Raw genomic sequence first — 26,966 nt, forward strand, 5'->3', positions numbered from 1 at the left:
TTAAAAGCGTTTTTGGAATTTAGTCCGGATAAATACAGCAATGGAGTTCATGAAAAAGAGCATGAGCAGTATGATAATAATGCCTGCCGCTGCAATGTTTTGAAATTCCTCCTGCGGACGTCCGGTCCAGTCATAAATCTGAACTGGCATGGCAGTAAAGTTGGAGAACAGATCTGATGGCGTGGAAGCAACATATGTCAGTGCACCAATTACCAGAATTGGGGCTGTCTCCCCGATTGCCCGCGAGAGTGCCAGAATAGTTCCTGTCAGTATTCCTGGAAGAGATGTAGGAATAACAATCCGGAAGATTGTCTGCCATTTAGTTGCCCCCATAGCATAGGAGGCCTGCTTGACGTCTGTCGGAACCGCGTTAATAGCCTCCCTGGAGGCAACAACGATAATAGGAAGAACAAGCAGAGACAGGGTCAGGCCCCCTGCAAGAACACTTGCTCCAAGCCCCAGAAGACGATTGAATATCGTAAGTCCCAATAGCCCGAAGACCACAGAAGGAACGCCCGCAAGATTGGAAATATTCGTTTGAAGAAGATTGGTGAATCTGTTTACCGGAGCGTATTCCTCCATATAAACAGCTGTGCCGACTCCTAAAACAAAAGAAAGCGGTGCTGCTACCATCATCAACCAAATCGTCCCTGCCAGCGCAGCAAGCATTCCTGCATCCTCTGCGTTTCTTGAAGCAAAGTTTACGACAAGGCCCCAGTCTAAAAAACCAATTCCTTGAGTGAGTATTCGTATCAGCAATACGAGAAGCATCGCTATGCTAAAAGCCATAGCGGCAAAACAAAGCCCTTTAAACGCCTTATTCCAAATATGCCTTTTGCCCAGCCGCTGAGTATTTTCTTCGTATGCTTCCTTAGGTGCTGTTGTATCTGCAAATTTCATTTAGTAATCCTCCCGGAATCGTCGAGAAATGTAATGAGCCAACAGGTTCATCGCCAGGGTGAACACAAATAATGTCATACCTACAGCATAAATACTGTAATAAATCGGTGTTCCAAAACCAGCGTCTCCTTTGACCACCTGTACAATGTACGCTGTCATTGTCTGCACCGCTCCTGTCGGGTCAATTCCCATACTCGGGCTTGCACCGCCTGCCACTGACACAATCATTGTTTCACCGACAGCACGTGAAACGCCGAGGACGAAGGAGGCAATGATTCCCGATAAGGCGGCCGGCATAACTACCTTCACCGTGACCTCCATGCGTGTGGCCCCTAAAGCGAAAGCCCCTTCCCGGATCGAATTCGGCACCGAGCTCATTGCATCCTCTGAAAGGCTTGCAATCATTGGAATAATCATAACGCCTACTATAATCCCTGGACTTAATGCGTTAAAGACATCCACGCCGGGGATAACGGCCCTTAGAATCGGCGTCACAAAAGTAAGAGCAAAAAAACCATAAACAATAGTTGGAATACCAGCCAATACTTCTAAAACTGGTTTAACTGTTTTACGGACTTTTTCTGAGGCATACTCACTCAAATAAATGGCAGCTCCCAGCCCAAAAGGAATAGATACCATCATGGCAATACCTGCAATCATTAACGTACCGTTCACTAATGGCCAAATGCCGTACTGCGGCTCTGAAAAGAATGGATACCATTCAGTGGAAGCAAAAAAATCAGCAAATGGCACCCCCCGGAAAAAGGTTACTGTTTCAAACAGTAGAGTGAACACGATACCTACAGTAGTTAATATCGAAATAATTGCACACGATAAAAAGATAGCCGGCATCAATTTTTCCATAAAGCTTGAAGAGCCGGAGCCTTTTGTTTTCTGTTCGATTCTTTCGCTGATCGAGAGCTTTGAACGATCTTCCATTTTGCTGTCCATCCCCTTACAGATGATTTCTTTCAGGCAAGTACAAAAGCAAGGAAGTCAAAGCTTCCTCGCTTTTTGCCCTTTACTGCCTTTTATTTACTCTCCGGCTACTTCATCAATTTTTTCTTCGTTTTCTTCATAAGCACTGTCAGGAGCTGCTGCATAGCCTACTTCCTCTGCCAGATCACCGGCGTTTTCATTGGCAAAGCGCACATATGCTTCTACATCTTCATCATCTTCCACAGAAGAGTTTTTGAAGTAAGTAAACAGTGGACGTGCCAGTGGATAAGATTCATCAGTGATCGTTTCAGGCGAAGGCTCTACAGCTTCTTCATCGTCATCTGTAACTGGTACAGCTTTTAAATCATCTTCGTTTTCACTGTAGTAGGAATATCCAAAGAACCCAATAGCTCCCTGGCTGCCTGATACCCCGTTAACAAGAACGTTGTCGTCTTCGGACGTTGAAGCGTTACGGGAAAGATCATCGCCGCCAAGCACGTTCTCTACGAAGTAATCATGAGTGCCGGAATCCGTACCCGGAGCATAAAGGTCCAACTCTTCGTCCGGCCATTCTTCGTTAATATCGGACCACGTTTCTGCATCGCTGTCGTCGGAGTAGATCTGGTCGAGCTGATCATAGGTCAATTCATCCACAAAATCATTTTCCGGATTTACAGCAACAGTGATACCATCGTAAGCCATCGTAAGTTCAGTGTATTCAATTCCTTCATCCTCAAGGGCCTGCTGCTCCTCTTCAGAAATTTCACGGGAGGCGTTGTTAAGGTCCGTTTCACCAGCAATGAAACGCTCAAAACCGCCACCGGAGCCAGAAACACCCACCGGTGCGTCTATATCTTCATTTTCTTTACCGAATTCCTCCGATACGGCTTCCATAATTGGAAAAACCGTGGAGGAACCATCAATAGCAATATCTCCGGAACCGCCGCCTTCCTGGCCTGCGCTTTCTTCTCCGCTTCCTTCACTGCCGGAGCTTTCTTCCGAGCCGCCGGGTTCTTCTCCCCCACCGCCACATGCGGATGCAAATACTGCCATTGAGGCTAATGTTGGAACCATCCATACTGTTTTGAGTTTCAAAGCAACTTCCTCCTCTTTGTTTATGTACTAATGGCAAAGCAACTCTTTTTGCTCCCAATGCTTAGTATAGGATTTAATTGTTAAGAGAAAATAGTTTGATTGTTAAGAATATGTAAAGGTGCATGCGGTACCGCTTTCATTTAAACGCAAAAAAATCATTTCCCGGAAGAAATGATTAACTGCCTCAGCTGATATTTATTTTAAGTCCGCCTGCTGCGAGCTCCACCGGTCCTGTGAAAATCCTTTCCGCTTCTCTTTTCAGCTGTGTATGGTCTCCGAAATGAGGCAGGTGGGTTAATATTAATTTACCTGCTTGAGCCCTTTTGGCGAGCTCCGCTGCTTCCTCTGAATTCATATGGCCGGCGAATGACCCGTCCTGCCCGGCATAAAAGCTGGATTCGGCGATAAGTACATCCACCTGCGCAGCTGCCTGCTCGAGCTCTGGTATATATGAAGTATCTGCAGTGAAAAATAGGCTGCCGGCTGCGCTTTCAATCCGAAACCCAAAGCAGGGGACGGCGTGTTTTACAGCTGTAGGAGTAATGGTGAACGGCCCGGCGGTAAAAGGCTCCTCTGCCCGGTATTCTGTCGGCTGTACGGCTTCTTTATAAAACAGGCGCTGAAAGCCTTCTTCATCCTCCCGGTGCGCGTAAACCGCGGTCTCATGCTGCTTTTCCGGCCAGAGGACGGGTTCGAGCAGACGATAGTACTGGAAAGCTCCGAAATCACCCACATGATCCTGATGATAATGGGACAGCAGCACAGCGTCGATGCCGCTAAGCTCAGTGTAATGCTGAAGCTGGGAAATCACTCCGCTTCCACAGTCGAGCAGCAGCTGAAAACCATCTTCTTCAATCAGATAACCGGAAGCCGCTTCCCCGGCTTCCGGAAACGCATGCCAAAAGCCAATAATTGTTACCTGCATCTTTCGCTCCCCTTTCAATAAAAAAATCCGTTCAAACAGAAAATATCTGTTTGAACGGATGCGAGTCTTATGCTTCTTTTGCATAAACGCTCACGCGTTTACGTTTTTTTCCGACACGCTCAAATTTCACAACACCGTCGATTTTGGAGAAAAGAGTATCGTCTCCACCTTTACCGACATTGTTGCCGGGGAAAATTTTCGAACCGCGCTGGCGGACGAGGATAGAACCACCGGTTACGTGCTGGCCATCAGCGCGCTTGGTACCCAAACGCTTGGAAATGGAGTCACGACCGTTTTTTGTACTACCTACCCCTTTTTTCTGAGCAAAGAACTGCAGGTCTAATTTCAACATCAACATTCACCTCCTATGCTCTTCAATTGATATAAATTCACCGTACTGATCAGCAATGGTCTCCAAAGAGATAATCATTCCCTCTGCCAAAAGCTGCATTTGACGCTTATCCTCTTCAGTGCTTTCTTCCGGAAGCACGCACTGAAAATAACCGCCTTCTTGGCCTAAATCCACTACGGGATCAGTATGGCAGAGAGATGCCATCGCGTTTACAGCCCCAAAAGATACTGCCGAAGCGCCGGCACATACCAAATCGTAGCCGTACGGCCCTGACTCAGCATGGCCGGTCATGGTAACAGAACGAATACGCTCTGCCCCGTCACGGCTAACAGTGACCCGTATCATAACTACGCGTCAATGCTGTTGATTGTAACTTTTGTGTAAGGCTGACGATGGCCCTGCTTACGGCGGTAGTTTTTACGTTTCTTGAATTTGAAAACGATGATTTTTTTGTTACGGCCCTGTCTTTCTACTTTGCCTGTAACTTTAGCTCCCTCAACAAAAGGAGAACCAACTTTTACATCGTCGCCTCCGACAAATACTACATTGCCGAACGTCACGTTCTCTCCAGCTTCTGCGTCTAATTTTTCAACGAAGATAGTCTGGCCTTCTTCTACTTTTAACTGTTTTCCACCAGTTTCAATAATTGCGTACATCTCTGCACCTCCTAATCACTTAGACTCGCCAATACAGGTGCCTTTCCAGGGCTTAAACCTGTTCTTGTGCGGTTGTAGTTTGGGTGCTTCCAAACAACTAACGTTACAAATAATAGCATATATTAAAAACGAAAGTCAATTCCCCGCTGCTTCATTTGAGCCTTCAATGCCTGATTTCTTTGTTCCGCCACTTCAAGGCTTCCCGCGTAGCGGACAACGACCTCCTGCTCCTTTGGTTCAGAAACGATAAACAAGCGGCCCGGGGCTATTTGCTGAAGATCATCATACAGTGCCCTTCCTTCCCTGAGGAGCAGTCGGTCCGGGACTTCCAGTACGATCGCATCCACGTCTTCTTCCATCCACGCACCAAGCATTCGTTTTGATCTTTCCAACAGTTCTTTTTCCGACAGCCTCCACCCTTTGCCGTACTCTGTGCCGTAAGGTTCGAGCAGGTGTTCTTCGAGACTCTGACGGGAACGCTGGCGGGTCACCTCCACAACGCCAAGACGGGAGAAGCCGGCAATCCGGATTTTTTGTGGGTCTTCAGCAGCTTTTTCTTCCAATACCTGCATTAAATGATGCCGGTCTTTTTCTTCATTCATCCGTATAAAGTCAATCATTATCATCCCGGAGAGATTTCTGACACGCAATTGATGCATCACTTCTGTGGCAGCTTCGAGGTTTGTTTTTACAATTGTGTGCCCGAGATCATGTTTTCCGGTAAACCTTCCCGTATTCACATCAATGGTAATACACATTTCTGTTTTTTCGATCTGTAAAAATCCTCCGCTTTTCAGCCACGCTATAGGCTTTAAGGCGCGCTCGAGATCAACTTCCACATTTTCTTTCGAAAAAATATTTTCCTGGTTCTCAAAAAGCACAAATTCTGGACGCTTTTCGGGCTCCCATCCGCTGAATTGTGTTTTTGCCGTCTCAATCGCTTCTCTTGTGTCCACAGCGACTCTTTTCACATATTCCAGAGGAGCATATGTCAGACATTTTTTTAAAAAGTGCTCCTCCTGCGATACCTTTCCCGGAGAGGACATCTCTTCCCCCCGAAGCACCATCTCCTGCCAAAGGCTCTGCAGCTGGGAGACTTCCTTCTTTATTACATCCAGAGACTGGTCCGTGCCCTCCGTACGCACAATCAGGCCGTCTCCGTTCAACGGCAGCGCTTTTTCCTGTTCGAGCCATTCTTCCTTTACTGCCCCTTCCACTTTTTGTGAAATAAACAGTCCCGGCTCATCCGGAAGATACACGCAGTATTTTCCCGGCAGTGACAAATTTTCCTTAAGCTTGGCTCCCTTGCTGGCCGTTTCTTCCTTCACGACCTGAACAAATAAATATTCGTCCTTTTTGATAAAATCTTTGATGCCCCGCTGCTTTTTTTCAGCAAGCGGCTCTTTCAGCAGCCGGTACGCCATAATATTGTCCCGGTGCAGGTATCCTTTTTTCCCTTTGCCGATATCTATGAATGCAGCATCCATGCCCGGCAGCACGTCCACTACTCTTCCTTTATAGATATCTCCGGCCGCCGTGTCATCCATTGCCGACTCAAAAAAGAACTCTTTCACTCTTCCATTATGTTTCAGGGCCGCTCTTGCTTCCCCGGCTTTCATATTTGTAATTAATTCCATTGAACGTTCCTCCAGTGGCGCATTTCTTTCCAAAAGGAAAAAGACTGCCACATGATGGTGGCAGTCATTCAGTTAGACTTGTTTTCTTCTCTGACCTTCGCTTTTTCATGAAGCAGGGCGATCTGCGTTGTAAGCCGCTTCAATTCCTGTTCGGAAGCCGCTTCCTGCATTTGTTTATTTAAAAGTGCCAGTTTTTGGCGTTCTTCATCGGAAAGATAAGGGTGCTTTTCTATAACAGTCATCAGTGATTCCTCCTCCGCGCATTCGGATAGATAATCGAAGCCTTTCATTCTGTAAAAACCTTTATAAGAAAGACAGGCGATTCGGGAATCAACTCCAAAACAGCATGCCCTTTCGTTATTATTATACCACGCAGCTCTTAAAGAAAACAAAATTGACTCCTCTGCACAAACAAAAAGGACAGGAAGCATACTCCCCGTCCTTAACCTTTTATGATTTTATTCCGAATAAACTTTTCACTTTGGAGAAAAAGCTTTTCTTTTCTTCCACTGCCATAAGCGGTACCGATTCCCCGAGCAGCCGGCGGGCAATATTACGATACCCAAGCGAAGCCCTGCTGTTTGGATTCATCGCAATCGGCTCCCCTTTATGTGCTGCTTTTAATACATGCTCTTCGTCTACAATCATGCCGAGCAGATCCACTGCGAGTGTAGCTACGACGTCTTCCACATCCAGTACGTTGCCTTCCCTTGAAAGATCACTCCGCACCCGGTTCACTACCAGCTTTGGCGGTTCAATATCTTCGTTTTCAAGCAAACCGATGATCCGGTCAGCATCTCTCACGGCTGCCGTATCCGGAGTGGTAACAACGATCGCTTTGTCCGCGCCGGACACAGCGTTTTTAAATCCCTGCTCAATACCGGCCGGGCAATCGATAAGAATAAAATCGTATTCCGGGCGGAGCGTTTCCACGATTTCCTCCATTTGTTCGGGATTCACCGCAGATTTATCCTTTGTCTGTGCTGCCGGCAGCAAATGCAGGCAGTCGAACCTTTTATCCCGGATCAATGCCTGCTGCACCTTGCAGCGTCCTTCCGCAGCATCCACCAGATCGTAAATGATCCGGTTTTCCAGACCCATAACGACATCCAAATTCCGAAGTCCGATATCTGTATCAATCAAACATACTTTTTGTCCCTGCAGTGCAAGTGCTGTACCGATGTTGGCAGAAGTCGTGGTTTTCCCGACTCCGCCTTTTCCGGATGTAATTACTATTGCCTCTCCCACCAACGGTTCCTCCTTTCAGACCTTACATGCTTCTCATTCCGGCTAACGGTGTCCGGAAGTTGTTTTTCGGCCTGACATGCTTATGTATATGAGACCGAGCGTAAATAATGCCCGAGCATTTTTGTTTCCTCAAATGCAATTGCCTTATATTCTTCTCCGGTAACATACGCATACCCCGGGCCTTCAATCGCAGGCTTCTGCTCCTGCTTTTCATGCTTTTCCGGCGCGTAGAAATACGTATCCGAGATAGAAATTTGTTTAGGAATCATCACAGAGGCACACACCACAGCATGACTTTCTCCCTCTGTGCCGGCTCTCGCTATTCCTTTTAATGCACCGATAACATAGATATTACCCGTTGCTTCAACCACTCCGCCGGGATTAACATCGCCAATAATAAGGATGTCGCCTGTTTTGCGGAGTACCTGCCCCGAACGGACAATCTGTGTGACAGACGTTACTGTTGCTTTTTCAATTACCTCTTGTGCTTCATCCTTTGTTATCACGTTCGAATGAACCTCATGCACCCGCACTGAACCCGTTTTGTTCAGAACTTCCGTAATTTCTTCTTCGTGACTTTTACTCAAATAACGGTTCCCGGCGTCCACACGGACTTCTACTTGCGGCCCGTTTTCAAACAAACGCTGCTCCCGTTCAATCTTCTTCTTCAATTCCTCAAGAAGTTCATGATAAGAGCACTGATCATTTAATACAATGGTTAGTCCTTCTTTAGTACCTTTGATCGTTACATAATTTCCATTGTTATTCGTCATATTTTCACCCCTGAACCCTTAAGCGCTCTCCATTCTTAGTAAATGTCGTTCTTTCCATTATACGGTTTCATTTCACAGGAATAAACAGCAAACCACTTCTTTTTTAAAAAATTATCGCTGCCTGATTTTTTCTTCGTCTTCAATCCATTCAAAAATACGGCGGAAAGGAACGAGCAGCAGTAAAGCAGCAGCCCCGTTAATAAGCCACGAAGCAATCATCCGCTTCACTAAAAACTCTCCGAAGGAAAGTTCGGCAATGCCCAGCAAAAAATAAATAAAGTAAATCAGCAGTTCAAATACAAAAAGCGCACAGAATATGATAAGCCACTGCCATCCATAGCTGTTCCGGACCACCGGCAGAGAGTAGGAGCTCATGTACGCAATGAAGCCGAAGCAGAACGTATAAACACCGAGAATCTGCGTGTACGTGAAATCATAGAGAAAGCCAACGAAAACACCTGCCCATACTCCTGCAACCGGGCCGCGGTATATGCTGGTCAAAATCACTCCAATAAGCGCAAATCTCGGCATCCACACCCATCCACTTTCATTTTCCTGTGGAAAGAGGATTTCAAACCATGTTCCTTCAATAAGAAATAAACAAAAGATCGCTACGGGGATAAGAAAGCGTGTCATGAGCCCCCGCCGCCTTCTTCACCGACTGGGTCCACGGCTTCTTCCTCTTCGTCCTCCTGCTCCTGGTCTTCTTCGAGCGAAGGAAATTCTTCACTCAGATCTTCAATATTCCGGTCCAGAACATTTACATACGTCAAATCACTGAAGTCTGCCGCTGGTTCAATAAGGGCGTTATACGTTAAACCGTATTCATCGGGCTCCACGCTCTCTACTTCCCCGATTGGAATACCGCTTGGAAACGCTCCGCCCATTCCTGAAGTAACTACCTGCTGGCCTTCTTCGATTTCTGCATCACTGCGGATTTTCCGGAGCATGAGGCCGTCCCGGTCTTCATCCCATCCTTCAATGAAAGCATTAACCGTTTCATCACCGGCGGTCACACTGGCGCTGATACGGTTTGTCCGTTCCCCGTCCGATAGTAATTGGACAGTGGAGGAAAATTCAGAAGCCTCAGCCACACGTCCGATAAGGCCTTCATTTGTAACTACGGCCATATCCTGTTCAATACCGTTCTGGGTGCCCTGATTAATACCGATGGTCTGTGTCCAGCGGTCTGGGTTCCGGTAGACGACAAGCGCCTGGCGGCTTTCATAGTCGCTCAGCATTTCCTGTGTATCTGCCGATTCACGGAGCGTTTCATTTTCCTGCCGGGTGTTTTCAAGCTCTGCCGAAGTGGCAGCATACTTTTCCAGCTGTTGTTTCAGGGTTTTATTTTCCTCGTATGTATCCAGTAAATTTTCCACAGCTTCAAAGCGATTAGCTGCAAAATGAGCCGGGCGGCTGATGGTCGATTGAAAAACGCCTACAGAGTCTCTCACGAACTCTTCCGGCCACGGCACCGATTCCCGTTCCCTCATGGAAAACCCTACGAGTATAACAAGAAGAATAATGCTTACCATCAAGATGATCAATCGCTTGTTGTTAAAAAAGTGCGGCATGGTTCCCCACCTACTCTAAAGATAGATTAAGCATTCCGGCCTGAGCGGGATGTAATTCCTGCTTTCGAGCGGAACAAATGAATATTTTCCAAAGCGCGTCCTGTACCAAGTGCCACACAATCCAGCGGCTCCTCCGATACTAACACCGGCATGTTCGTTTCTTCGCTGAGAACCCGGTCAATTTGCTGCAGAAGAGCCCCTCCTCCTGTTAACAGGATACCACGGTCCATAATATCCGCTGCTAATTCCGGCGGCGTCTGTTCAAGTGTACTCTTCACCGTATCAATTATAGTCGAAACCGTGTCTTTCAGACATCCTGCGATCTCTTCAGAGGTAATTGTAACTGTTTTTGGAAGTCCGGTCACTACATCTCTTCCGCGGATTTCCATTGTATCATTGTCTTCATTTTCTGCGGAAGGTGCAGCAGCACCAACTTCAAGCTTAATGGCTTCCGCGGTACGCTCTCCCACCATGACGTTGTACGTTTTTCGGATATAATGGATGATCGCTTCATCCATTTCATCTCCGGCAATGCGGATCGATTGACTCGTGACAATTCCCCCAAGGGAAATAATAGCCACCTCTGTCGTTCCACCCCCGATATCAACGACCATGCTTCCTGTAGGCTCCCACACAGGCAGATCGGCTCCAATCGCTGCTGCAAACGGTTCTTCGATCGTGTAAGCCTCTCTTGCCCCTGCCTGTTTCGTGGCATCCTCCACGGCTCTCTTTTCAACTGCCGTAATACCTGACGGCACACATACCATTACGTTTGGCTTTCTGGAGAATATTGAACGTTTTTTGACCGACTGCCCAATAAAATATTCCATCATGGTTGCCGTTGTATCAAAATCAGCAATGACGCCGTCTTTCATTGGGCGTATTGCCGTAATGTTTCCCGGCGTGCGCCCAATCATATTTTTCGCACTGCGGCCTACAGCTTCAATATTCCCCGTATATGTCCGCATAGCCACTACCGAGGGCTCACGAAGAATGACTCCTTCTCCTTTGGCGTAAACGAGCGTATTTGCCGTACCTAAATCGATCCCCAGGTCTCTCGTTCCAAACATCTATGTATATCTCCTCTCGTCTTGCAAAATACACGGTCATTCTTTTCAGCAGGTATTGTTCATTAGGTCATCTAACGATTTATTATGTTGGATTATGCCTTTTCCGGCATGTCCTGTATTTCCATATGTAGCGGGCACGTTCAGCGGTCCCTGGATGAATGATCTCATCTCCGGGGTTTCCATCCCTCTGACGCTCTCCCGTTATTATGCATTAAAGCACAGCTGCTCCTGCATGCACTATTTTTTATTATACTGAAAAATATTTGAAAAACATAGGGTCAATGCACCTGTTTTTTTAGGATAGGCTTATTTTCACAACTTCCAGTTTTACATAAACCCCTGTTCTTTCATACTCTTGAAGCACTGATCGCCGACAATTACATGATCGAGCAGTTCGATGCCGAGCAGCCTTCCGCATTCTGCCACCCGTTTAGTCACCTGGATATCCTCACTGCTTGGTGCCGGATCGCCGGAGGGGTGATTATGAAGGCAGATAATTGACGCTGCCGATCGCCGCAGCGCTTCTTTGAACAGCTCTCTCGGGTGGACGATACTTGAATTCAGGCTGCCGATAAATAATGTCTGCTTATGGATAATTTGATTTTTAGTATTCAGGCACAGTACGACAAAATGCTCCTGCTGTAAAAACCTCAAGTCTTCCATCATATATTCCGCTGCGTCTTCAGGTGAACGCACAACGTATCTGTCGGGATATGAATAGCGAAAGATACGTTTTCCCAATTCCAGTGCTGCCTGCAGCTCCAGGGCTTTTGCTTTTCCAATCCCCGGAATTTCCATCAGTTCCTCCCTGGTGGCTTCTTTCAGTAACGGCAGAGCATCGAAACGCTCCATTACCTCAGCAGCCAGTTCCAGAACCGGTGCCTGCTTTGTACCTGTGCGCAGGAGCACCGCCAGCAATTCCTGTTCCGTCAGTGCCTCTGCTCCTTTTTGTTCCATTTTCTCACGGGGTCTGAACAGTTCTGTCCCATCGGGGATTGCAGTCGTTTTCATCAGTGATCGTCTCCTTTATATGTGGGGGGTTAAAACGGGGGTTATAAAAAAGCCAGGTACCATTTCAGGCATGCTTCTCCGGCAAATAAAGTAAATAAACTGCCGGCTGCAATGGCAGGCGCAAACGGGAATGGCGTTCCTTTTTTGAAAATGCTCAATGGATATAAAAGAAAAATAACGATAGAAGCGATGAACACAGCAGCTATAAAATTAACAGCAAGAAGGTAAGGGCCAAAGAAAAACCCGAGAACAGTAAATATTTTCAGGTCACCTCCACCCATTCCTCCCCTCGTAGACAGGATAATGACTGATAAAAGAAATAAGCCGGTGAATGCACCTATGAAGCTCCCGCTCCAGGCAGGCTCCTCCAGCCAGAAAAATTTTAACAGCACCGCTCCGAGAAAAAACAAAAACGATACCCGGTCCGGAATGATCATAGCTGTAATATCACTGATGGTAATAATAAAAAGGTAGGAAATAAGAAGTAAAGCTGCAGCGAATTCTGCAGTTAGTCCGAAGCGGACATAAGCGAGGAAAAACAAGACGCCGCCGGCGCCTTCCATAAGAGGATAAATTGCGGAAATACGGTTTTTGCAGAAGCGGCATTTACCGCCCAGATACAAATACGAACAGCAGGGGACTAAATCTCTTTTTTTAATCGGCTGGATACATACCGGGCAGCGCGATGGGGGCGACCACACGGATCCGCCGACAGCCAGGCGCATGCCTGCGGCGTTACAGAAAGAACTCACTACCATCCCTGCCGCTGTAAAATATACAGCGAGCAATACGTTCATCACAACACCTCTTCCATTTTTTTCTTATTATAGCATGGTTTCCCTTTAATTAGCTCAAAAATATAATAAAAAGCAGAAGCCGCATGCTTCTGCCTTCGCTTTCTTATTGACTCCACTCCTGCGTCAGCTGGGAGATGAAATACAGGGAGCCGGCAAACACAATTACGTCCTCCTGGTCCCGGGCTGTATTTGCTTTTTCCCATGCTTCCTGCCAGCTTGATGCTTTTTGAACATCTGCTGTATTCGCTTCCGCAATATCCTCCGGTGCTGCTGCCTGCGGAAAATCAAACGGAACTGCCGTGATGGATTCTATCTCCAGGCCGCCCAGCTGATCGAGCACCGGCGCTTGTAATTTGTCCGTTTTCATTCCGACAATAAAATGAAACCGGCTGTTTGGATAATGCTTAGCCAACGCTTCTTTAAGACTTTTCATTCCTTCTTCATTATGAGCACCATCGAAAAGAACATGCTCTTCGCCAGGCGCTTTTTCAAGTCTCCCCGGCCAGGCAGCTTTTTTCAGGCCGGCACGAATGTGCTCATCCTCTGCGGGCAGCGCGTAATACATTTTCAGGTAACGCGTTGTAATTACTGCTGCTGCCGCATTCTCCACCTGGTGCTCCCCGAGCATGGAGACTTCGAGGTCTTCCATATCTCCAAGAAGGGAGTAAAAGGAAAACCGGGTTCCTGACTCTAACGGTTCGAGGCGGCGGACGTGAAACTGACGGCCAAGCTGATAAAATTTCGAACGCTGGTAATCGGCAGCTTCCTCAAAAATGCCGGCAAGCTCTTCATTCTGCTCACACGTCACTACAGGCACTCCGCCTTTAATAATGCCGGCTTTTTCCCGGGCTACTTCTTCGAGCGTATCTCCGAGTATTCCCTGATGGTCGTGTCCAATATTTGTGATAACGCTCACCATCGGGTGGATGGCGTTTGTGGCGTCCAGGCGACCGCCAAGTCCAACCTCCCATATGACTACGTCCGGAAACGTTTTTCTGGCAAAATACATTGCCGCAATGACGGTAATCACTTCAAACTCCGTCGGTGATCCAAATGGCGTTCGGGCAATGCTTTCCACTACCGGACGAAGAACGGCAGCCAGCTCCAGAAAATCCTCCTCGCTGATCGGTTCTCCATCTGTCGCAATACGCTCACGAAAATGATGGATATACGGTGATGTGAACGACCCGCAGACAATGCCTGCTTCTGTCATAATATTTCTCGTAAATGCTGCGGTGGATCCTTTTCCATTCGTTCCGCCGATATGAATGCCTTTTAGCCGGCGTTCCGGGTTACCGACGGCTTCAAGCATCATATTCATACGGTCAAGCCCCGGGCGGATGCCGAACGTTTCGAGTGAGTGCACCCATGCTTCTGCTTCCTTGTATGTGTGCAAAGTAGACCTCCCTTTAAACAGCCATGCTGCACGCCCCCAGTCCGGGGGCGTCTGCTGCTTAGCTTTTTTGCAGTTCTTCCATTCTGGCTGTTACTTTTTCTCTTTTTTGTTCGTAATCCTTCTGCTTTTCTTTTTCTTCCTCGACGACGTGCGCGGGAGCTTTGCTGACAAATCCTTCGTTGTTCAGCTTTTTCGTGACCCGCTCCACTTCTTTATCGAGCTTGTCTTTTTCCCGCTGCAGCCGCTCTATTTCTTCATCTACATTAATCAAACCTTCGAGCGGCAGAAAGATTTCCGCTCCGCTCAATACGTGGGAGATGGATTTTTCCGGAGCTTCCAGCGCTGCATCGATAGTCAGCGTTTCCGGGTTTCCAAACCGTACAATATAGTCACGACCACGTTCGAGTCGTTCCGAAGCCTGGCTGTTGGACGGCTTCAGGCTCATCGGTACTGCTTTGGACGGCGGAACGTTCATTTCCGCCCGCGTATTCCGGACCGAACGAATAACCTCCTGAATTAATTCCATATCACGTACCGCTTCCTCGTCAAACAACTGCGAATCCGCTACCGGCCAGGAAGCACTCATAATCGACGTTCCTTCGTGAGGAAGATGCTGCCAGATTTCCTCCGTGATAAACGGCATCATCGGATGAAGCATGCGCATCGTCTGGTCAAACACATGAACAAGCACAGACTGAGCCATACGTTTTGGCTGTTCGTCTTCGCCGTACAGCGGAAGCTTGGCCATTTCAATGTACCAGTCGCAGAGGTCATCCCAAATAAAGTTATAGAGCGTCCTTCCGGCTTCCCCAAACTCGTATTTCTCCATCAGTTCGGTGGCGTTCTGCTTTGTTTCCTGCAGACGGTGTAAAATCCAACGGTCCGCAATCGTTTTTGTGCCTTCGAGCTCGATGTCTTCCGCCGTTACACCTTCCACATTCATCAACGTAAAACGGGCGGCGTTCCATATTTTATTGCCAAAATTCCAGTTGGCCTCTACTTTTTCCCACTGGAAACGAATATCGTTACCCGGGGTTGTACCCGTAGCGAGCAGAAAGCGCAGAGCATCCGCCCCGTACTGATCGATAACATCCATCGGATCTACTCCGTTGCCGAGGGATTTACTCATTTTCCGTCCCTCACTGTCACGTACCAGCCCGTGAATAAGCACATCCTCAAACGGGCGTTCGCCGGTAAACTCCAGCCCCTGAAAAATCATTCGCGACACCCAGAAGAAAATGATGTCGTAGCCGGTCACAAGAGCACTGGTCGGGTAGTAGCGCGCATAGTCCGAGCTTTCTTCCGGCCATCCCATCGTGGAAAATGGCCATAAAGCCGAGCTGAACCACGTATCAAGCACGTCCTCATCCTGTTTCCATTCATCCGAATTTTCCGGTGCCGTGCGTCCGACATAAATTTCGCCTGTTTCTTTATGGTACCAGGCGGGGATGCGGTGTCCCCACCAGAGCTGGCGGGAAATACACCAGTCCCGGATGTTTTCCATCCACTGCAGATACGTCTTTTCAAAGCGTTCCGGCACAAAGGTTACTTTTTCTTCCTTCTGCTGAAGTTCTACTGCCTGTTCCGCAAGCGGACCCATGTTTACAAACCACTGTGTGGAAAGGTATGGCTCAACCACTGCACCGCTCCGTTCAGAATGACCAACAGAGTGCATGTGCTCTTCGATGTCAAACAGAATATCCTCGGCCTGCAGATCCTTCGTCAGCTGCCGGCGGCAGTCAAAGCGGTCCATGCCTTCGTAGATGCCGGCATTCTCATTCATGCTGCCGTCTTCATTCATCACAAGTACACGCAAAAGATCATGACGATTGCCCATTTCAAAGTCATTTGGATCATGCGCTGGCGTGATTTTCACTGCCCCCGAACCAAAATCCATGTCCACATAGTCGTCTGCGATGATCGGAATTTCTCTTCCGATGATCGGCAGTACAGCCGTTTTCCCGATGAGATGCTTATAGCGATCGTCCTCCGGATGTACCGCGACTGCCGTGTCCCCGAGCATCGTTTCCGGACGGGTCGTTGCTACTTCGATCGAGGTATTTTCACCTTTAACCGGGTAGCGCATATGGTAAAAGTGACCCTGCACTTCTTTGTATTCCACCTCGATATCTGAAAGCGCCGTCTGCGTTTCTGGATCCCAGTTGATAATGTATTCGCCCCGGTAGATAAGCTCTCTTTCGTACAACGAAACAAAGACTTCACGTACCGCTTCCGACAGGCCTTCATCAAGCGTGAAACGCTCCCTCGAATAATCGAGTGAAAGCCCGAGCTTGGCCCACTGGCTGCGGATGAAATCTGCATATTCCTCTTTCCATCCCCACGTTTTTTCCAGGAATGCTTCCCGTCCAAGCTCGTAGCGGCTCGTGCCTTCTTCCTTCAGCTGAGCCTCGACCTTGGACTGGGTGGCAATGCCGGCATGGTCCATGCCTGGCAGCCATAAGGCGTCATAGCCCTGCATGCGTTTCATGCGGATTAAAATATCCTGAAGCGTCGTGTCCCAGGCATGCCCCAGGTGAAGCCGGCCGGTCACATTCGGCGGCGGGATAACAATGGTATACGGCGTACCGTCTGTCTGTCCTGCTTCAAACTGTCCTGTTTCTTTCCAGAAGTCGTACCAGCGGTTCTCTGTTTCTTTCGGATCGTACTTTTTCGCCATTTCTGTTTCTTGTTTTCCCATATAAATCCCCTTTCTTCTCATAAAAAAACTCTTCATCCCGAGTAAGGACGAAGAGTTTTCGCGGTACCACCTTAATACCTGCGGCAGCGCAGGCACTTTCCCATAACGGCGGTTACCGTCTTTTCTTACTGTATTCGTTCAGAAAAGAAGCTCGAGGGCGACTTTCCGCACGGGTCGTTAAAGAATCTCTCAGCCCAGGATTCTTTTTTCTGTACAACGAACCTGCGTGCGTACTCCTCCCTGTTTCTGCATTTATTATTAATATTGATTTAGTGCCTTTATTTTACGAAACCAGGACGCATGCGTCAACTATCTTCCCCGTGTTCTTTATTCGCAGCAAGGCTTGCAAAGACGCGGTCAGCCGCCTCAATGGTCTTATCGATATCCTCTTCACTGTGTTCTGTTGATAAAAACAATCCTTCGAACTGCGAAGGCGGAAGTGAAATGCCTTCTGCCATCATTCCGCGGAAATAACGCGCGAACATTCCCAGATCAGATTTCTTCGCAGAAGCAAAATCCACTACAGGTTCATCGGTAAAGAACAGGCCGATCATCGCTCCAGCACGGTTGATCTGATGAGGGATTCCATGCTTGGAGGCTGCGCGGTTCAGTCCTCCTTCAAGCTGGGCTGCCCGGGCGCGGAACGTTTCATAGCTGCTTTCATCCACCTGCCTGAGTGTTTCAAGTCCGGCTGTCATCGCCAGTGGATTGCCGGAAAGAGTGCCTGCCTGATAGATAGGCCCGTCCGGGGCAATATGCTGCATGATATCGGCACGGCCTCCGTAGGCGCCTACTGGAAGCCCACCGCCGATGACCTTTCCAAGACATGTGAGGTCGGGAGTCACACCGTAGTGGCCCTGGGCACTGTTATAGTCCACCCGGAAGCCGCTCATAACTTCATCAAAAATCAGTAGACTGCCGTACTGCTCCGTTATATCACGAACGCCTTCGAGAAATCCTTCACCCGGGGTGACAACACCCATATTCCCGGTAACAGGCTCGAGGATGACACCGGCGATTTCATCACCGTATTCATCAAATGCCTTCTGCAGACTGTCGAGATCGTTGTACGGAACGGTAAGCGTGTTCTGGGCGATCGAGCCGGGAACACCTGGACTGTCCGGCAGACCGAGAGTCGCCACTCCCGAGCCGGCACGAATGAGTAGAGAGTCTCCGTGGCCGTGATAGCAGCCTTCCATTTTCACGATTTTGTCCCTGCCCGTAAATCCTCGGGCCAGACGAAGCGCACTCATTGTCGCTTCCGTACCGGAATTCACCATCCGGACGACCTCAATGGAAGGTACACGGTCCACGACAAGCTCTGCAAGCCCCGCTTCTGTTACGTGCGAAGCGCCAAAGCTCGTGCCTTTTTCAGCCACAATTTTTAAACTGTCCACAACGTGCTCATTTGCGTGGCCGAGAAGAAGCGGCCCCCAGGACATTACGTAATCAATGTATTCATTGCCGTCGATATCTTTAATGCGGGATCCTTTGCCTTCGTCCATATAAACGGCCGGATGACCGACAGATTCATATGTCCGCACGGGGCTGCTGACTCCGCCCGGCATTACTTTTTTTGCGCGTTCATGTGCATGTATTGAATTATGATACGATTTCATGTCATACCTCCTGGATACTTAAAAGTTATCTTTTTTGCTATTCCCGTACTTAGTATAACGAAAACAAGCCCTGGACTGAATACCTTCCAGAGCTTGTTTCTATTATTTATTGTCTTCCTGCATATAGCGGACAGCGTCCTTGGCGAAATACGTCACAATCAGATCAGCTCCAGCACGCTTCATGCTTGTGAGCTTTTCCATGACAATATCCTTTTCGTTCACCCACCCGTTCTGGGCGGCGGCTTTAATCATCGCATATTCCCCGGAAACGTTATAAGCCACCACTGGATAACCGGTGCGCTCCTTCACTTCTCTTACGATATCGAGATAAGCAAGGGCCGGCTTCACAATGAGAAAATCGGCTCCCTCTTCGACATCAGTTTCCGCTTCTTTTAACGCTTCAAGCCGGTTCGGAGGATCCATCTGATACGTTTTCCGGTCCCCAAACGAAGGAGTGCTGTGAGCCGCGTCACGGAAAGGGCCGTAAAAAGCGCTGGCATATTTAACCGTGTAGGACATAAGCGGCACCGTGACGTGCCCTGCTCTATCAAGTCCTTCCCGGATAGCCGCTGTAAAGCCATCCATCATGTTCGACGGCGCAATAATGTCTGCTCCGGCTTCCGCCTGGGAGACCGCGGTTTCTGTGAGGTTTCTCAGTGATTCATCGTTATCCACGTAGCCGTTATGAATTACCCCGCAGTGCCCGTGGTCTGTATACTGGCACAGACAGGTATCCGCAATCACCGTTAATGCCGGATGATTTTCTTTAATCTGCCGGATCGCCCGCTGGACAATTCCGTCTCTTAGAAACGCCGGGGTTCCTTCTGCATCTTTTTCTTCCTCATGAGGCACGCCAAACACGATGACGCTCGGAATACCGAGGGCTTCCAATTCGTCCATTTCCGTATCCAAATAATCCAGGGAAACGTGATAGACCCCCGGCATGGACGGCACTTCTTTACGCACATTTTCCCCTTCGACGACAAAAATAGGATAAATCAAATCGTTGGGTCTTAATTCATTTTCCCTTACCATTGCTCTTATACCTGGCGTTGTCCGCAACCTGCGGTGCCGGCGGAAATGTAAATCAGCCAATGTGAAGCCTCCTAAGTAATTTCCTTGGTTTTTTCTATCATTCCTTCAACAGAATGAATTCCTGCTTCGTACACATACTTGAACCCGCTCTCGCGGGCAGCGCGTCCGGTCGATGGGCCGATTGCCACTACGGGAATAGTCAAAAGCGCCTGCCGGTAATCTCCTGCAAGCCGATACAGTGCATCTACAGAGGAAGGGCTCGCAGCCGTCAGTACGTCCACTTCCCGGGTCTTTAAGACCGTCTGCAGAAGAGCCCCATTTTTTTCTTCCGGTACCGTCGTATACAAATGCCATACCCATACGCTGATGCCCTGGGCCGTAAGTGAGCGGTACAAGGTATCAGCTGCCTGGGCGCTTTGGGGAAGAAGCACATTCTCCCCGCGGCCGATCACTCGTGCGGCTGATTCAGCTAACGAAACGGCTTTATATTTTTCCGGCATCAGCTCTACATGAAAGCCTTCCTGTTCCAGCGCTTGCTTGGTCTTGGGCCCCACAGCAGCTGTTTTTAAGCCTGGAGGGATACCCAGACCATACCGCTTTTGCCACTCCGCCAGATAATAGACGGTGTTCACACTGGTTACCAGCATCCAGTCTATATCTCCGCTCTGCCACCGCTCTGCTATCGTCTTTTCCCTGCCCCGTACCGGTACGGTCGTAATAACCGGAACCGCTTTGACACAACAGCCTGCAGACTGAAGACCCTGCACCAGACTTGCATTCTGGCCGGCTCCTCTTGTCACCAGTACTGTTGCTGTCACTATTCTTCCCCCATCTCTTCCCGGGCCTGTTCCAGAATTTCTTTGCCGCCCCGTCCAAGCAGGGCGTTTGCGGCTTTTCTGCCCATTTCTTCCGGATTGTCACCCGTGAGCTTTTCTTTTAGTATTTTGCGTCCATCCGTGGATCCAATCATGGCGGTTAATTGTACATTACCCTGCTTATTAAGCGTGGCGTATCCACCAATCGGCACCGCACATCCTCCCTCTACGGCTTTCAGGAAAGCCCGCTCTGCAGCAACACATACCGCTACTGGTTCATCATGAAGGTGTTGAATGATCTTTAATATATCTTCGTCCCCGCTGCGGCATTCAATACCAAGTGCGCCCTGCCCTACGGCCGGCACACACATATTGGGCTCGAGAAATTCCGTGACAATCTCATCGCTCCAGCCCATGCGCTCCAGGCCGGCGGCGGCTAGAATAATAGCATCAAAGCTTTCCTCACGCAGCTTCCGGAGCCGGGTTTCAATATTGCCCCGAATCCACTGGACGTTTAAATCCGGGCGCTCTGCTTTAATTTGGGATGTGCGCCGCAGACTGCTCGTACCAACTACTGCTCCAAGCGGCAGGTTATGAAACTTCACATGATCGTTTGCAATATAGGCATCCCGCGGGTCCACCCGGTTTGTGACAGCGCCGACCTCGAAGCCTTCCGCCATCTCTCCCGGGAGATCCTTCATGCTGTGTACGGCTATATCGATCTCGCCATCTGCAAGCGCCTGCTCAATTTCCTTTACAAACAGGCCCTTTCCGCCAACTTTAGATAGCGTCCGGTCCAGAACACGGTCACCTTTTGTAGAGATTTTTTTCACTTCAAAACGATAAGGAAGGTCCAGCTTTTCAAGCTCCTGCTGCACCCACTCCGTTTGTTTTAATGCCAGATTACTTTTTCTAGTGCCCAGGGTAATTGTGCGCATGCGTTTAGCCATTCCTTTCTAAGCATCCATAGTTATTATAAGTACCATATATGAAACTGACTCAAATCACTGGAAATAAAATAGTTAATGAGTAAAACAAAAAAACAGGCAACGTTTAAAAGCGCCATCCGGTACCCGCGCCAGTGATGAACGGCCAGTAAATATATATACGTACTGTAAAAGCCAAGCAGAATGATCGAACCGATGACTTTTGCGTCCTGCCAGGGGAGAGAGTCGTACCATTTCCCTGCCCAGAGAAAACCAAACACCAGCCCCGCGAATAAAAGAGGGACTCCAATCACCGTGGTCGTTCCCGCCAGCTTTTCCATTTTCGGCAGGTTTTCCATTCTGATTAACCGTTTCCCCCACTGCTTCCTTTTTAAAAGCTGATGCTGCAGCACATACATTGCGGAGAATACAAATGCCAGGGTAAATGAAGCATAAGAAAGCAGAATAAAAATAATATGCACCACGAGTGTCTCAGACAAGAGCAGCGTTTCAAGCTCATTTGGAATATCGCCGTTAAACGAAAAAGAGCTGAACGTCATCAGCAGAAATCCGATCACATTTAAAAAGAAAACCAGTACATCCATTCGAAAAAACCAGTTCACGATAAGTGAAATGGTCACAAGCGACCACGCATAGAAATACATGCCTTCAAAAGGCGTGATTACTGGTGCACGATCATACATAAATATTCTAAGTACTAAAAAGGCCGTCTGCGAAGTCCAGACAATAGAAAGCAACCAGAAGGCGAGTCGGTTCACCTTCCGGTTGGTTTGAGAAAAATCAACGAAGTAGCAAAGGACGCTCAGGCCGTATAGTACAATCGTTACGATATAAATAATTCCCTCGGCTGCAACCATCCTGACGCCCCTCTCTTAGGAACGAACAGCGACATCTGTCGCGTAAGCATATGGAAGGCGGAACCCGCGTGATTCTCTGGAGGCATTCCATTCCTCTTCCGCCTCTTCCTTGCGTATTTGGCGCTCCTCTGCTGCTCTTGCTTCTTCTACTTCCTCTTCAAGAGCAAAGATTTCGGTAAACAGCTGCAGCATTTCTTCTGCATCGTTGTTATCAGCCATTTCTTTAGCTTTCGTTATCGGATCCTTGATCATTTGATTGATAATGCTTTTTGTGTGCTTACGCAGCACTTTCTTTTCCCGTTCGGTCAGCTCCGGAAGCTTCCGTTCCACACTATCCATGGTATCTGCCTGAATAGCCAGAGCTTTTGTCCGAAGAGCTGAAATCACCGGTACCACTCCGAGAGTATGCACCCAGTCCTTGAAATCCGAGACTTCAGCATGGATCATTCTCTCCATCAGTGCTGCAGCTTTTTTGCGTTCTTCCATATTGGAATTCACAATATCCTGCAGATCATCAATGTCATACAAAAAAACGTTATCGAGCTGATTCAATGCTGGGTCCAAATCTCTTGGAACCGCAATATCAACCATAAACAGCGGTTTGCCTTTTCTTTTTTTGCTGGCAGAAGCCACCTGCTCTTTACTCAGCACATATGAATCCGAACCCGTGGAAGAAATTAAAACATCAGCCTGCCAAAGCGCATCAGTCAGCTCCTCCATTGGTTTTGCTTCGCCGTTAAACTGCGTGGCAATCTGTTCTGCTTTTTCATACGTACGGTTAAACACTGTCACTTCGGCAGCACCGCCGGAGTGCAGATGCTTAGCTGTCAATTCGCTCATTTTTCCGGCACCCAAAACAAGCACCCGCTTGTTTTTGAACGAGCCGACGACTTTTTTACCAAGCTCAACAGCTGCATAGCTGACTGATACAGGATTGTCGTTAATTTCTGTTTCGTGATGGGCCCGTTTGGAATACGTGACTGCACGTTTAAACAGTTCATTAAATATCGTGCCAGTCGTTTCATTCTCATGCGCTGTAGCAAGGGCATTTTTCACCTGGCCCAGTATTTGTGTTTCACCAATCACCATGGAATCAAGACCGCTTGCAACCTGAAACAAATGCTGCACCGCTGCATCATTTTCGCGTATATTTAAAAATGGGCCAAAGTCTTCCTGTGGCATTTCGAACCAGCGGCCCAGAAATTTTTTCACAAAATGTCTTCCTGTATGCAGCTGGTCGACGACTGCATACACCTCTGTCCGGTTACAAGTAGATACGATGACGCATTCCAGGATGCTTTTCATGTCACGAAGCTCCTGCAGTGCCTGAGGAAGTGTATCCTCCTGAAAAGCCAATCGCTCTCTCGTTTCAACTGGAGTTGTTTTATAGTCTAATCCAGCGACAATAATATGCATGTTCGTATCTTCACCCCCTGCGTCATCAGTACCATGTTTAATGCAACCACCAAATGTTCAACTCTATTTATACGTTCCACTCTTCACACAACCCATTGTATCACACAACTATTTGTCTTTTGGCATTAATTTGTGAACAACGGCTGACAGTTTTTCTTCTGTATCTTTCTTTTACTCACCGTTCCAATGTATATCTTCCACATATCATTTTCAAATAAACTGCTCAATGGCCCGCCACGCTTCATCTTTACCCTGGGCGGTTTCTGCAGAAAACACGACCGTCTGGTCCTCCGGCTTCAGCTTAAGTGTTTCTTTAACACGCTTTAAATGACGCGGACGTTTATTTTTCGTAATTTTGTCCGCTTTTGTTGCAATAATAACTACCGGCAGCTCATGAAATTTCAAATAATCGTACATGGCTATATCATCTTTTGTCGGCTCGTGGCGAAAATCGATAATCATAAAAGCAGCTTTCAGCACCTCTCTGCTTTTGAGATACTCTTCCATCATTTCGCCCCAGGCTGCCCGTTCGCTTTTTGATACTTTCGCATATCCGTAGCCGGGAACGTCTACAAACAAAAAGCGGTCTTCGATATTATAAAAGTTGAGCGTACGTGTTTTGCCGGGCTTTGAAGAGGTCCGGGCCAGGTTTTTTCTCGCTAACAGGGAATTAATAAACGAAGACTTCCCAACGTTGGACCTTCCGGCCAGAGCTATTTCCGGAAGTCCTCCTTCAGGGTATTGCTTTGGGCTGACCGCGCTTATAACCAGCTCCGATTTATGAACTTTCATTTTTCTCCTCCAATGCTTCTTTTAACACTTCATCGAGATGCTTCACCGTGATAAATGTAATATCTTTTTTGATGCTCTCCGGTATATCTTCTAAATCTTTTTCATTATCGGCAGGGATTAGGATCGTCGTCAGTCCGGCCCGGTGGGCGCTCATTGATTTTTCCTTCAGTCCGCCGATCGGAAGCACTCTGCCGCGCAGAGTAATTTCGCCGGTCATCCCTACTTCCTTTTTCACTTTCCGGCCGGACAATGCGGACACCAGGGCTGTTGCAATCGTAATACCGGCAGAAGGTCCGTCTTTGGGAGTGGCCCCTTCCGGAACGTGAATATGAATATCCCATTTTTCCTGAAAGTCCGGATCGACGCCCCACTCATCCGCTTTGGAACGAATATAACTGAATGCTGCCTGCGCGGATTCCTTCATGACGTCGCCGAGCTTTCCGGTTAACTGCAGCTGTCCGTTTCCTTTTGCGAGAGACACTTCAATAGATAAAGTCGTTCCACCGGCAGCTGTATAGGCAAGACCGGTAGCCGCTCCCACCTGGTCTACCTCTTCTGCACGTCCGTAGCGGTACCGCGGACGCCCAAGCAGTTCTTCGATTTTCGCCGGCGTTACTACTACTTTTTTGTTTTCTCCCATCACAATCAGCTTTGCTGCTTTCCGGCACACCGCTGCAATTTCTCTCTCGAGTCCACGGACTCCTGCTTCTCTTGTATACTCGCGTATGAGTTTCAAAAGAGCTCCCTGGCGGAACTGGATGCTTCCTTTGGTTAAGCCATTTTCTTTAATCTGCTTTTCCACAAGATGATTTTTGGCAATGCCTTCTTTTTCAATTTCGGTGTAACCGGCAATGCGGATGACCTCCATCCGGTCGAGCAGCGGCTCAGGGATCGTGTTCATATTGTTTGCCGTGGTAATAAACATCGTTTTGGAAAGATCATAAGGCTCTTCCACATAATGATCTTCAAATGTATTATTTTGTTCCGGGTCAAGCACCTCAAGCATTGCTGAAGACGGGTCTCCCCGGAAATCACTGGCCATTTTGTCGATTTCATCAAGCAGAAATACCGGATTGATGGTCCCGGCTTTTTTCATTCCCTGAATAATACGTCCGGGCATAGCACCGACATAGGTTTTGCGATGCCCGCGAATTTCTGCTTCATCCCGGATGCCTCCAAGGCTCATTCTGGTGAAATTACGGTCGAGCGAACGCGCAATGGAACGTGCCAGGGAGGTCTTCCCAACACCCGGCGGTCCTGTCAGACATAGAATCGGGCCTTTCACTGATTCTGTCAGCTGCTGCACGGCTAAATGCTCAAGCACCCGGTCCTTCACTTTTTCGAGTCCGTAATGATCTTCATCGAGAACCCGCTGGGCACGCTTAATATCGAGTTGGTCTTCTGTTTCCTCATACCACGGTATATCCACAAGCCATTCGATATATGTCCGGATAACGGAAGTCTCTGCAGAAGCCCCTGGCATCTTTTCATAGCGGCGGAGCTCCCGCTCAGCTTTTTCCTGAACCTGTTCGGGCATTTTTGCCTGCTGAATTTTTTCTCTGAGTTCATCGACTTCACTTTCTTTTCCGTCCGTCTCTCCGAGTTCTTTTTGGATCGCCCGCATTTGTTCGCGCAGGTAGTATTCACGCTGCGTTTTTTCCATCGATTTTTTCACGCGCTGCCCAATTTGATTTTCAAGACCTAATACTTCCTGTTCTTTCTGCAGAATATCGATAATTTTACGCAGACGCTCCGAGGCGGTGAATTGTTCGAGCAGCTCCTGCTTCTCTGCCACCTTCAACGGCAGATGAGAGCTGATCATATCAGCGAGCCGGTCGGCCCCTGCAATGTCCTGCACCGATTGGATCGTTTCACTGGAAATGCGCTTAGAAGCAGTCGCATACTGTTCAAAAGCTTCCAGCGCCTTTCTCATTAACGCCTGTTCCTCAGCCGAATCTGCGTTCTCTTCCGTAGGCAGTACTTCCATTTCCACTTCAAAAAAAGCGTCCTTATCGATAAATTCTTTTATCTCTGCGCGCTCCAGACCCTCCACAAGTACACGGATGGTTCCGTTTGGAAGCTTAAGCATCTGCTTAATTTTTGCCACCGTACCGACATGGTACACATCAGCTTCGCCCGGATTATCTACTGATAAATCTTTCTGTGTTACAAGCAGAATCCGGCTGTCTTTCGCATTCGCCTGCTCAAGGGCTTCCACCGATTTATCCCTACCCACATCCAAATGGAGCACCATCGACGGGAACACCAGCAGCCCGCGAAGCGGCAGCATCGGTATGGAGATCGTTGTTGTATTTGGCATTCGCTAACACCTCTATTGTCAAATTATGTTCGTTTGCTGTGCAGTGATGCGGTTGTTACGTACTAAAGGTATACTATTTATTTTATCCTATTTA

At 48.2% G+C, this 26,966-nt stretch carries 26 protein-coding genes and 2 other annotated features; all 26 genes read right to left on the reverse strand.

Annotation, left to right across the window (positions count from 1 at the left end; genetic code table 11):
- Window positions 1-900, reverse strand: coding sequence for a phosphate ABC transporter permease PstA (pstA, locus tag ACTRXF_RS11810; RefSeq protein WP_474261974.1), 900 nt, complete (start codon window positions 898-900; stop codon window positions 1-3).
- Window positions 901-1,851, reverse strand: a complete 951-nt coding sequence (gene pstC / locus ACTRXF_RS11815) for a phosphate ABC transporter permease subunit PstC (protein ID WP_462865526.1) — start codon at window positions 1,849-1,851, stop codon at window positions 901-903.
- An 84-nt stretch (window positions 1,852-1,935) separates the two neighbouring features.
- The gene (locus ACTRXF_RS11820) at window positions 1,936-2,934 is read right to left on the reverse strand and encodes a PstS family phosphate ABC transporter substrate-binding protein (protein ID WP_474261972.1); all 999 of its coding nucleotides are present in this window, start codon (window positions 2,932-2,934) and stop codon (window positions 1,936-1,938) included.
- Between the two features lie 184 nt (window positions 2,935-3,118).
- Window positions 3,119-3,859 carry an MBL fold metallo-hydrolase gene (locus ACTRXF_RS11825; RefSeq protein WP_474261971.1) on the reverse strand — a complete coding sequence of 247 codons (741 nt, stop codon included), beginning with the start codon at window positions 3,857-3,859 and terminating at the stop codon, window positions 3,119-3,121.
- A gap of 67 nt (window positions 3,860-3,926) precedes the next feature.
- The gene (gene rpmA, locus ACTRXF_RS11830) at window positions 3,927-4,211 is read right to left on the reverse strand and encodes a 50S ribosomal protein L27 (RefSeq protein ID WP_022793178.1); all 285 of its coding nucleotides are present in this window, start codon (window positions 4,209-4,211) and stop codon (window positions 3,927-3,929) included.
- 6 nt (window positions 4,212-4,217) lie between these two features.
- Complete coding sequence (locus ACTRXF_RS11835) at window positions 4,218-4,556, reverse strand: ribosomal-processing cysteine protease Prp (RefSeq protein WP_474261969.1); 339 nt, start codon at window positions 4,554-4,556, stop codon at window positions 4,218-4,220.
- A gap of 2 nt (window positions 4,557-4,558) precedes the next feature.
- Window positions 4,559-4,867, reverse strand: a complete 309-nt coding sequence (gene rplU, locus ACTRXF_RS11840) for a 50S ribosomal protein L21 (RefSeq protein WP_322526483.1) — start codon at window positions 4,865-4,867, stop codon at window positions 4,559-4,561.
- Between the two features lie 11 nt (window positions 4,868-4,878).
- Window positions 4,879-4,951 (reverse strand) — a sequence feature (ribosomal protein L21 leader region).
- A gap of 38 nt (window positions 4,952-4,989) precedes the next feature.
- A complete protein-coding gene (locus ACTRXF_RS11845; protein WP_474261967.1) occupies window positions 4,990-6,504 on the reverse strand; it encodes an Rne/Rng family ribonuclease in 1,515 nt (504 codons plus the stop codon).
- Window positions 6,505-6,572: 68 nt separating this feature from the next.
- Complete coding sequence (locus ACTRXF_RS11850) at window positions 6,573-6,746, reverse strand: hypothetical protein (RefSeq protein WP_022793174.1); 174 nt, start codon at window positions 6,744-6,746, stop codon at window positions 6,573-6,575.
- Between the two features lie 208 nt (window positions 6,747-6,954).
- Window positions 6,955-7,752 (reverse strand): septum site-determining protein MinD, encoded by a 798-nt coding sequence (minD, locus tag ACTRXF_RS11855; protein WP_319631120.1) that lies wholly within the window; start codon window positions 7,750-7,752, stop codon window positions 6,955-6,957.
- An 80-nt stretch (window positions 7,753-7,832) separates the two neighbouring features.
- Window positions 7,833-8,525: a septum site-determining protein MinC gene (minC, locus tag ACTRXF_RS11860; protein WP_474261965.1), complete on the reverse strand. Its 693-nt coding sequence runs from the start codon at window positions 8,523-8,525 to the stop codon at window positions 7,833-7,835.
- Between the two features lie 111 nt (window positions 8,526-8,636).
- A complete protein-coding gene (gene mreD / locus ACTRXF_RS11865; protein WP_474261964.1) occupies window positions 8,637-9,161 on the reverse strand; it encodes a rod shape-determining protein MreD in 525 nt (174 codons plus the stop codon).
- Entirely contained in the window at window positions 9,158-10,099 is a 942-nt protein-coding gene (gene mreC / locus ACTRXF_RS11870; RefSeq protein WP_322526487.1) for a rod shape-determining protein MreC, read from the reverse strand. Before mreC ends, mreD begins: the two co-directional genes overlap by 4 nt.
- Before the next feature lie 26 nt (window positions 10,100-10,125).
- A complete protein-coding gene (locus ACTRXF_RS11875) occupies window positions 10,126-11,169 on the reverse strand; it encodes a rod shape-determining protein (RefSeq protein WP_474279244.1) in 1,044 nt (347 codons plus the stop codon).
- 327 nt (window positions 11,170-11,496) lie between these two features.
- On the reverse strand, window positions 11,497-12,180 hold the full coding sequence (radC, locus tag ACTRXF_RS11880; protein ID WP_474261959.1) for a RadC family protein: 684 nt from the start codon (window positions 12,178-12,180) through the stop codon (window positions 11,497-11,499).
- 41 nt (window positions 12,181-12,221) lie between these two features.
- Window positions 12,222-12,977: a prepilin peptidase gene (locus ACTRXF_RS11885; RefSeq protein WP_474261957.1), complete on the reverse strand. Its 756-nt coding sequence runs from the start codon at window positions 12,975-12,977 to the stop codon at window positions 12,222-12,224.
- 103 nt (window positions 12,978-13,080) lie between these two features.
- Window positions 13,081-14,373, reverse strand: coding sequence for a bifunctional folylpolyglutamate synthase/dihydrofolate synthase (locus ACTRXF_RS11890; protein ID WP_474261955.1), 1,293 nt, complete (start codon window positions 14,371-14,373; stop codon window positions 13,081-13,083).
- Between the two features lie 58 nt (window positions 14,374-14,431).
- Window positions 14,432-17,071, reverse strand: a complete 2,640-nt coding sequence (locus tag ACTRXF_RS11895; RefSeq protein ID WP_474261953.1) for a valine--tRNA ligase — start codon at window positions 17,069-17,071, stop codon at window positions 14,432-14,434.
- 40 nt (window positions 17,072-17,111) lie between these two features.
- Window positions 17,112-17,327: a binding site (T-box leader), on the reverse strand.
- A 49-nt stretch (window positions 17,328-17,376) separates the two neighbouring features.
- On the reverse strand, window positions 17,377-18,690 hold the full coding sequence (gene hemL / locus ACTRXF_RS11900) for a glutamate-1-semialdehyde 2,1-aminomutase (RefSeq protein WP_474261951.1): 1,314 nt from the start codon (window positions 18,688-18,690) through the stop codon (window positions 17,377-17,379).
- A gap of 102 nt (window positions 18,691-18,792) precedes the next feature.
- Window positions 18,793-19,785, reverse strand: a complete 993-nt coding sequence (gene hemB, locus ACTRXF_RS11905) for a porphobilinogen synthase (RefSeq protein ID WP_474261949.1) — start codon at window positions 19,783-19,785, stop codon at window positions 18,793-18,795.
- A gap of 11 nt (window positions 19,786-19,796) precedes the next feature.
- Window positions 19,797-20,543 carry a uroporphyrinogen-III synthase gene (locus ACTRXF_RS11910; protein WP_474261947.1) on the reverse strand — a complete coding sequence of 249 codons (747 nt, stop codon included), beginning with the start codon at window positions 20,541-20,543 and terminating at the stop codon, window positions 19,797-19,799.
- The gene (gene hemC, locus ACTRXF_RS11915) at window positions 20,543-21,478 is read right to left on the reverse strand and encodes a hydroxymethylbilane synthase (RefSeq protein ID WP_474262073.1); all 936 of its coding nucleotides are present in this window, start codon (window positions 21,476-21,478) and stop codon (window positions 20,543-20,545) included. Before hemC ends, ACTRXF_RS11910 begins: the two co-directional genes overlap by 1 nt.
- Window positions 21,479-21,513: 35 nt before the next feature.
- Window positions 21,514-22,344 (reverse strand): cytochrome C assembly family protein, encoded by an 831-nt coding sequence (locus ACTRXF_RS11920; protein ID WP_474261945.1) that lies wholly within the window; start codon window positions 22,342-22,344, stop codon window positions 21,514-21,516.
- A 15-nt stretch (window positions 22,345-22,359) separates the two neighbouring features.
- A complete protein-coding gene (gene hemA, locus ACTRXF_RS11925) occupies window positions 22,360-23,760 on the reverse strand; it encodes a glutamyl-tRNA reductase (RefSeq protein WP_474261943.1) in 1,401 nt (466 codons plus the stop codon).
- Between the two features lie 210 nt (window positions 23,761-23,970).
- Window positions 23,971-24,552 carry a ribosome biogenesis GTP-binding protein YihA/YsxC gene (gene yihA / locus ACTRXF_RS11930; protein ID WP_322526498.1) on the reverse strand — a complete coding sequence of 194 codons (582 nt, stop codon included), beginning with the start codon at window positions 24,550-24,552 and terminating at the stop codon, window positions 23,971-23,973.
- Window positions 24,539-26,872 carry an endopeptidase La gene (gene lon / locus ACTRXF_RS11935; RefSeq protein WP_474261942.1) on the reverse strand — a complete coding sequence of 778 codons (2,334 nt, stop codon included), beginning with the start codon at window positions 26,870-26,872 and terminating at the stop codon, window positions 24,539-24,541. Before lon ends, yihA begins: the two co-directional genes overlap by 14 nt.
- Between the last annotated feature and the right edge of the window lie 94 nt (window positions 26,873-26,966).

The sequence above is a fragment of the Marinococcus sp. LNHM3E3-2.2 genome, from assembly GCF_056034385.1.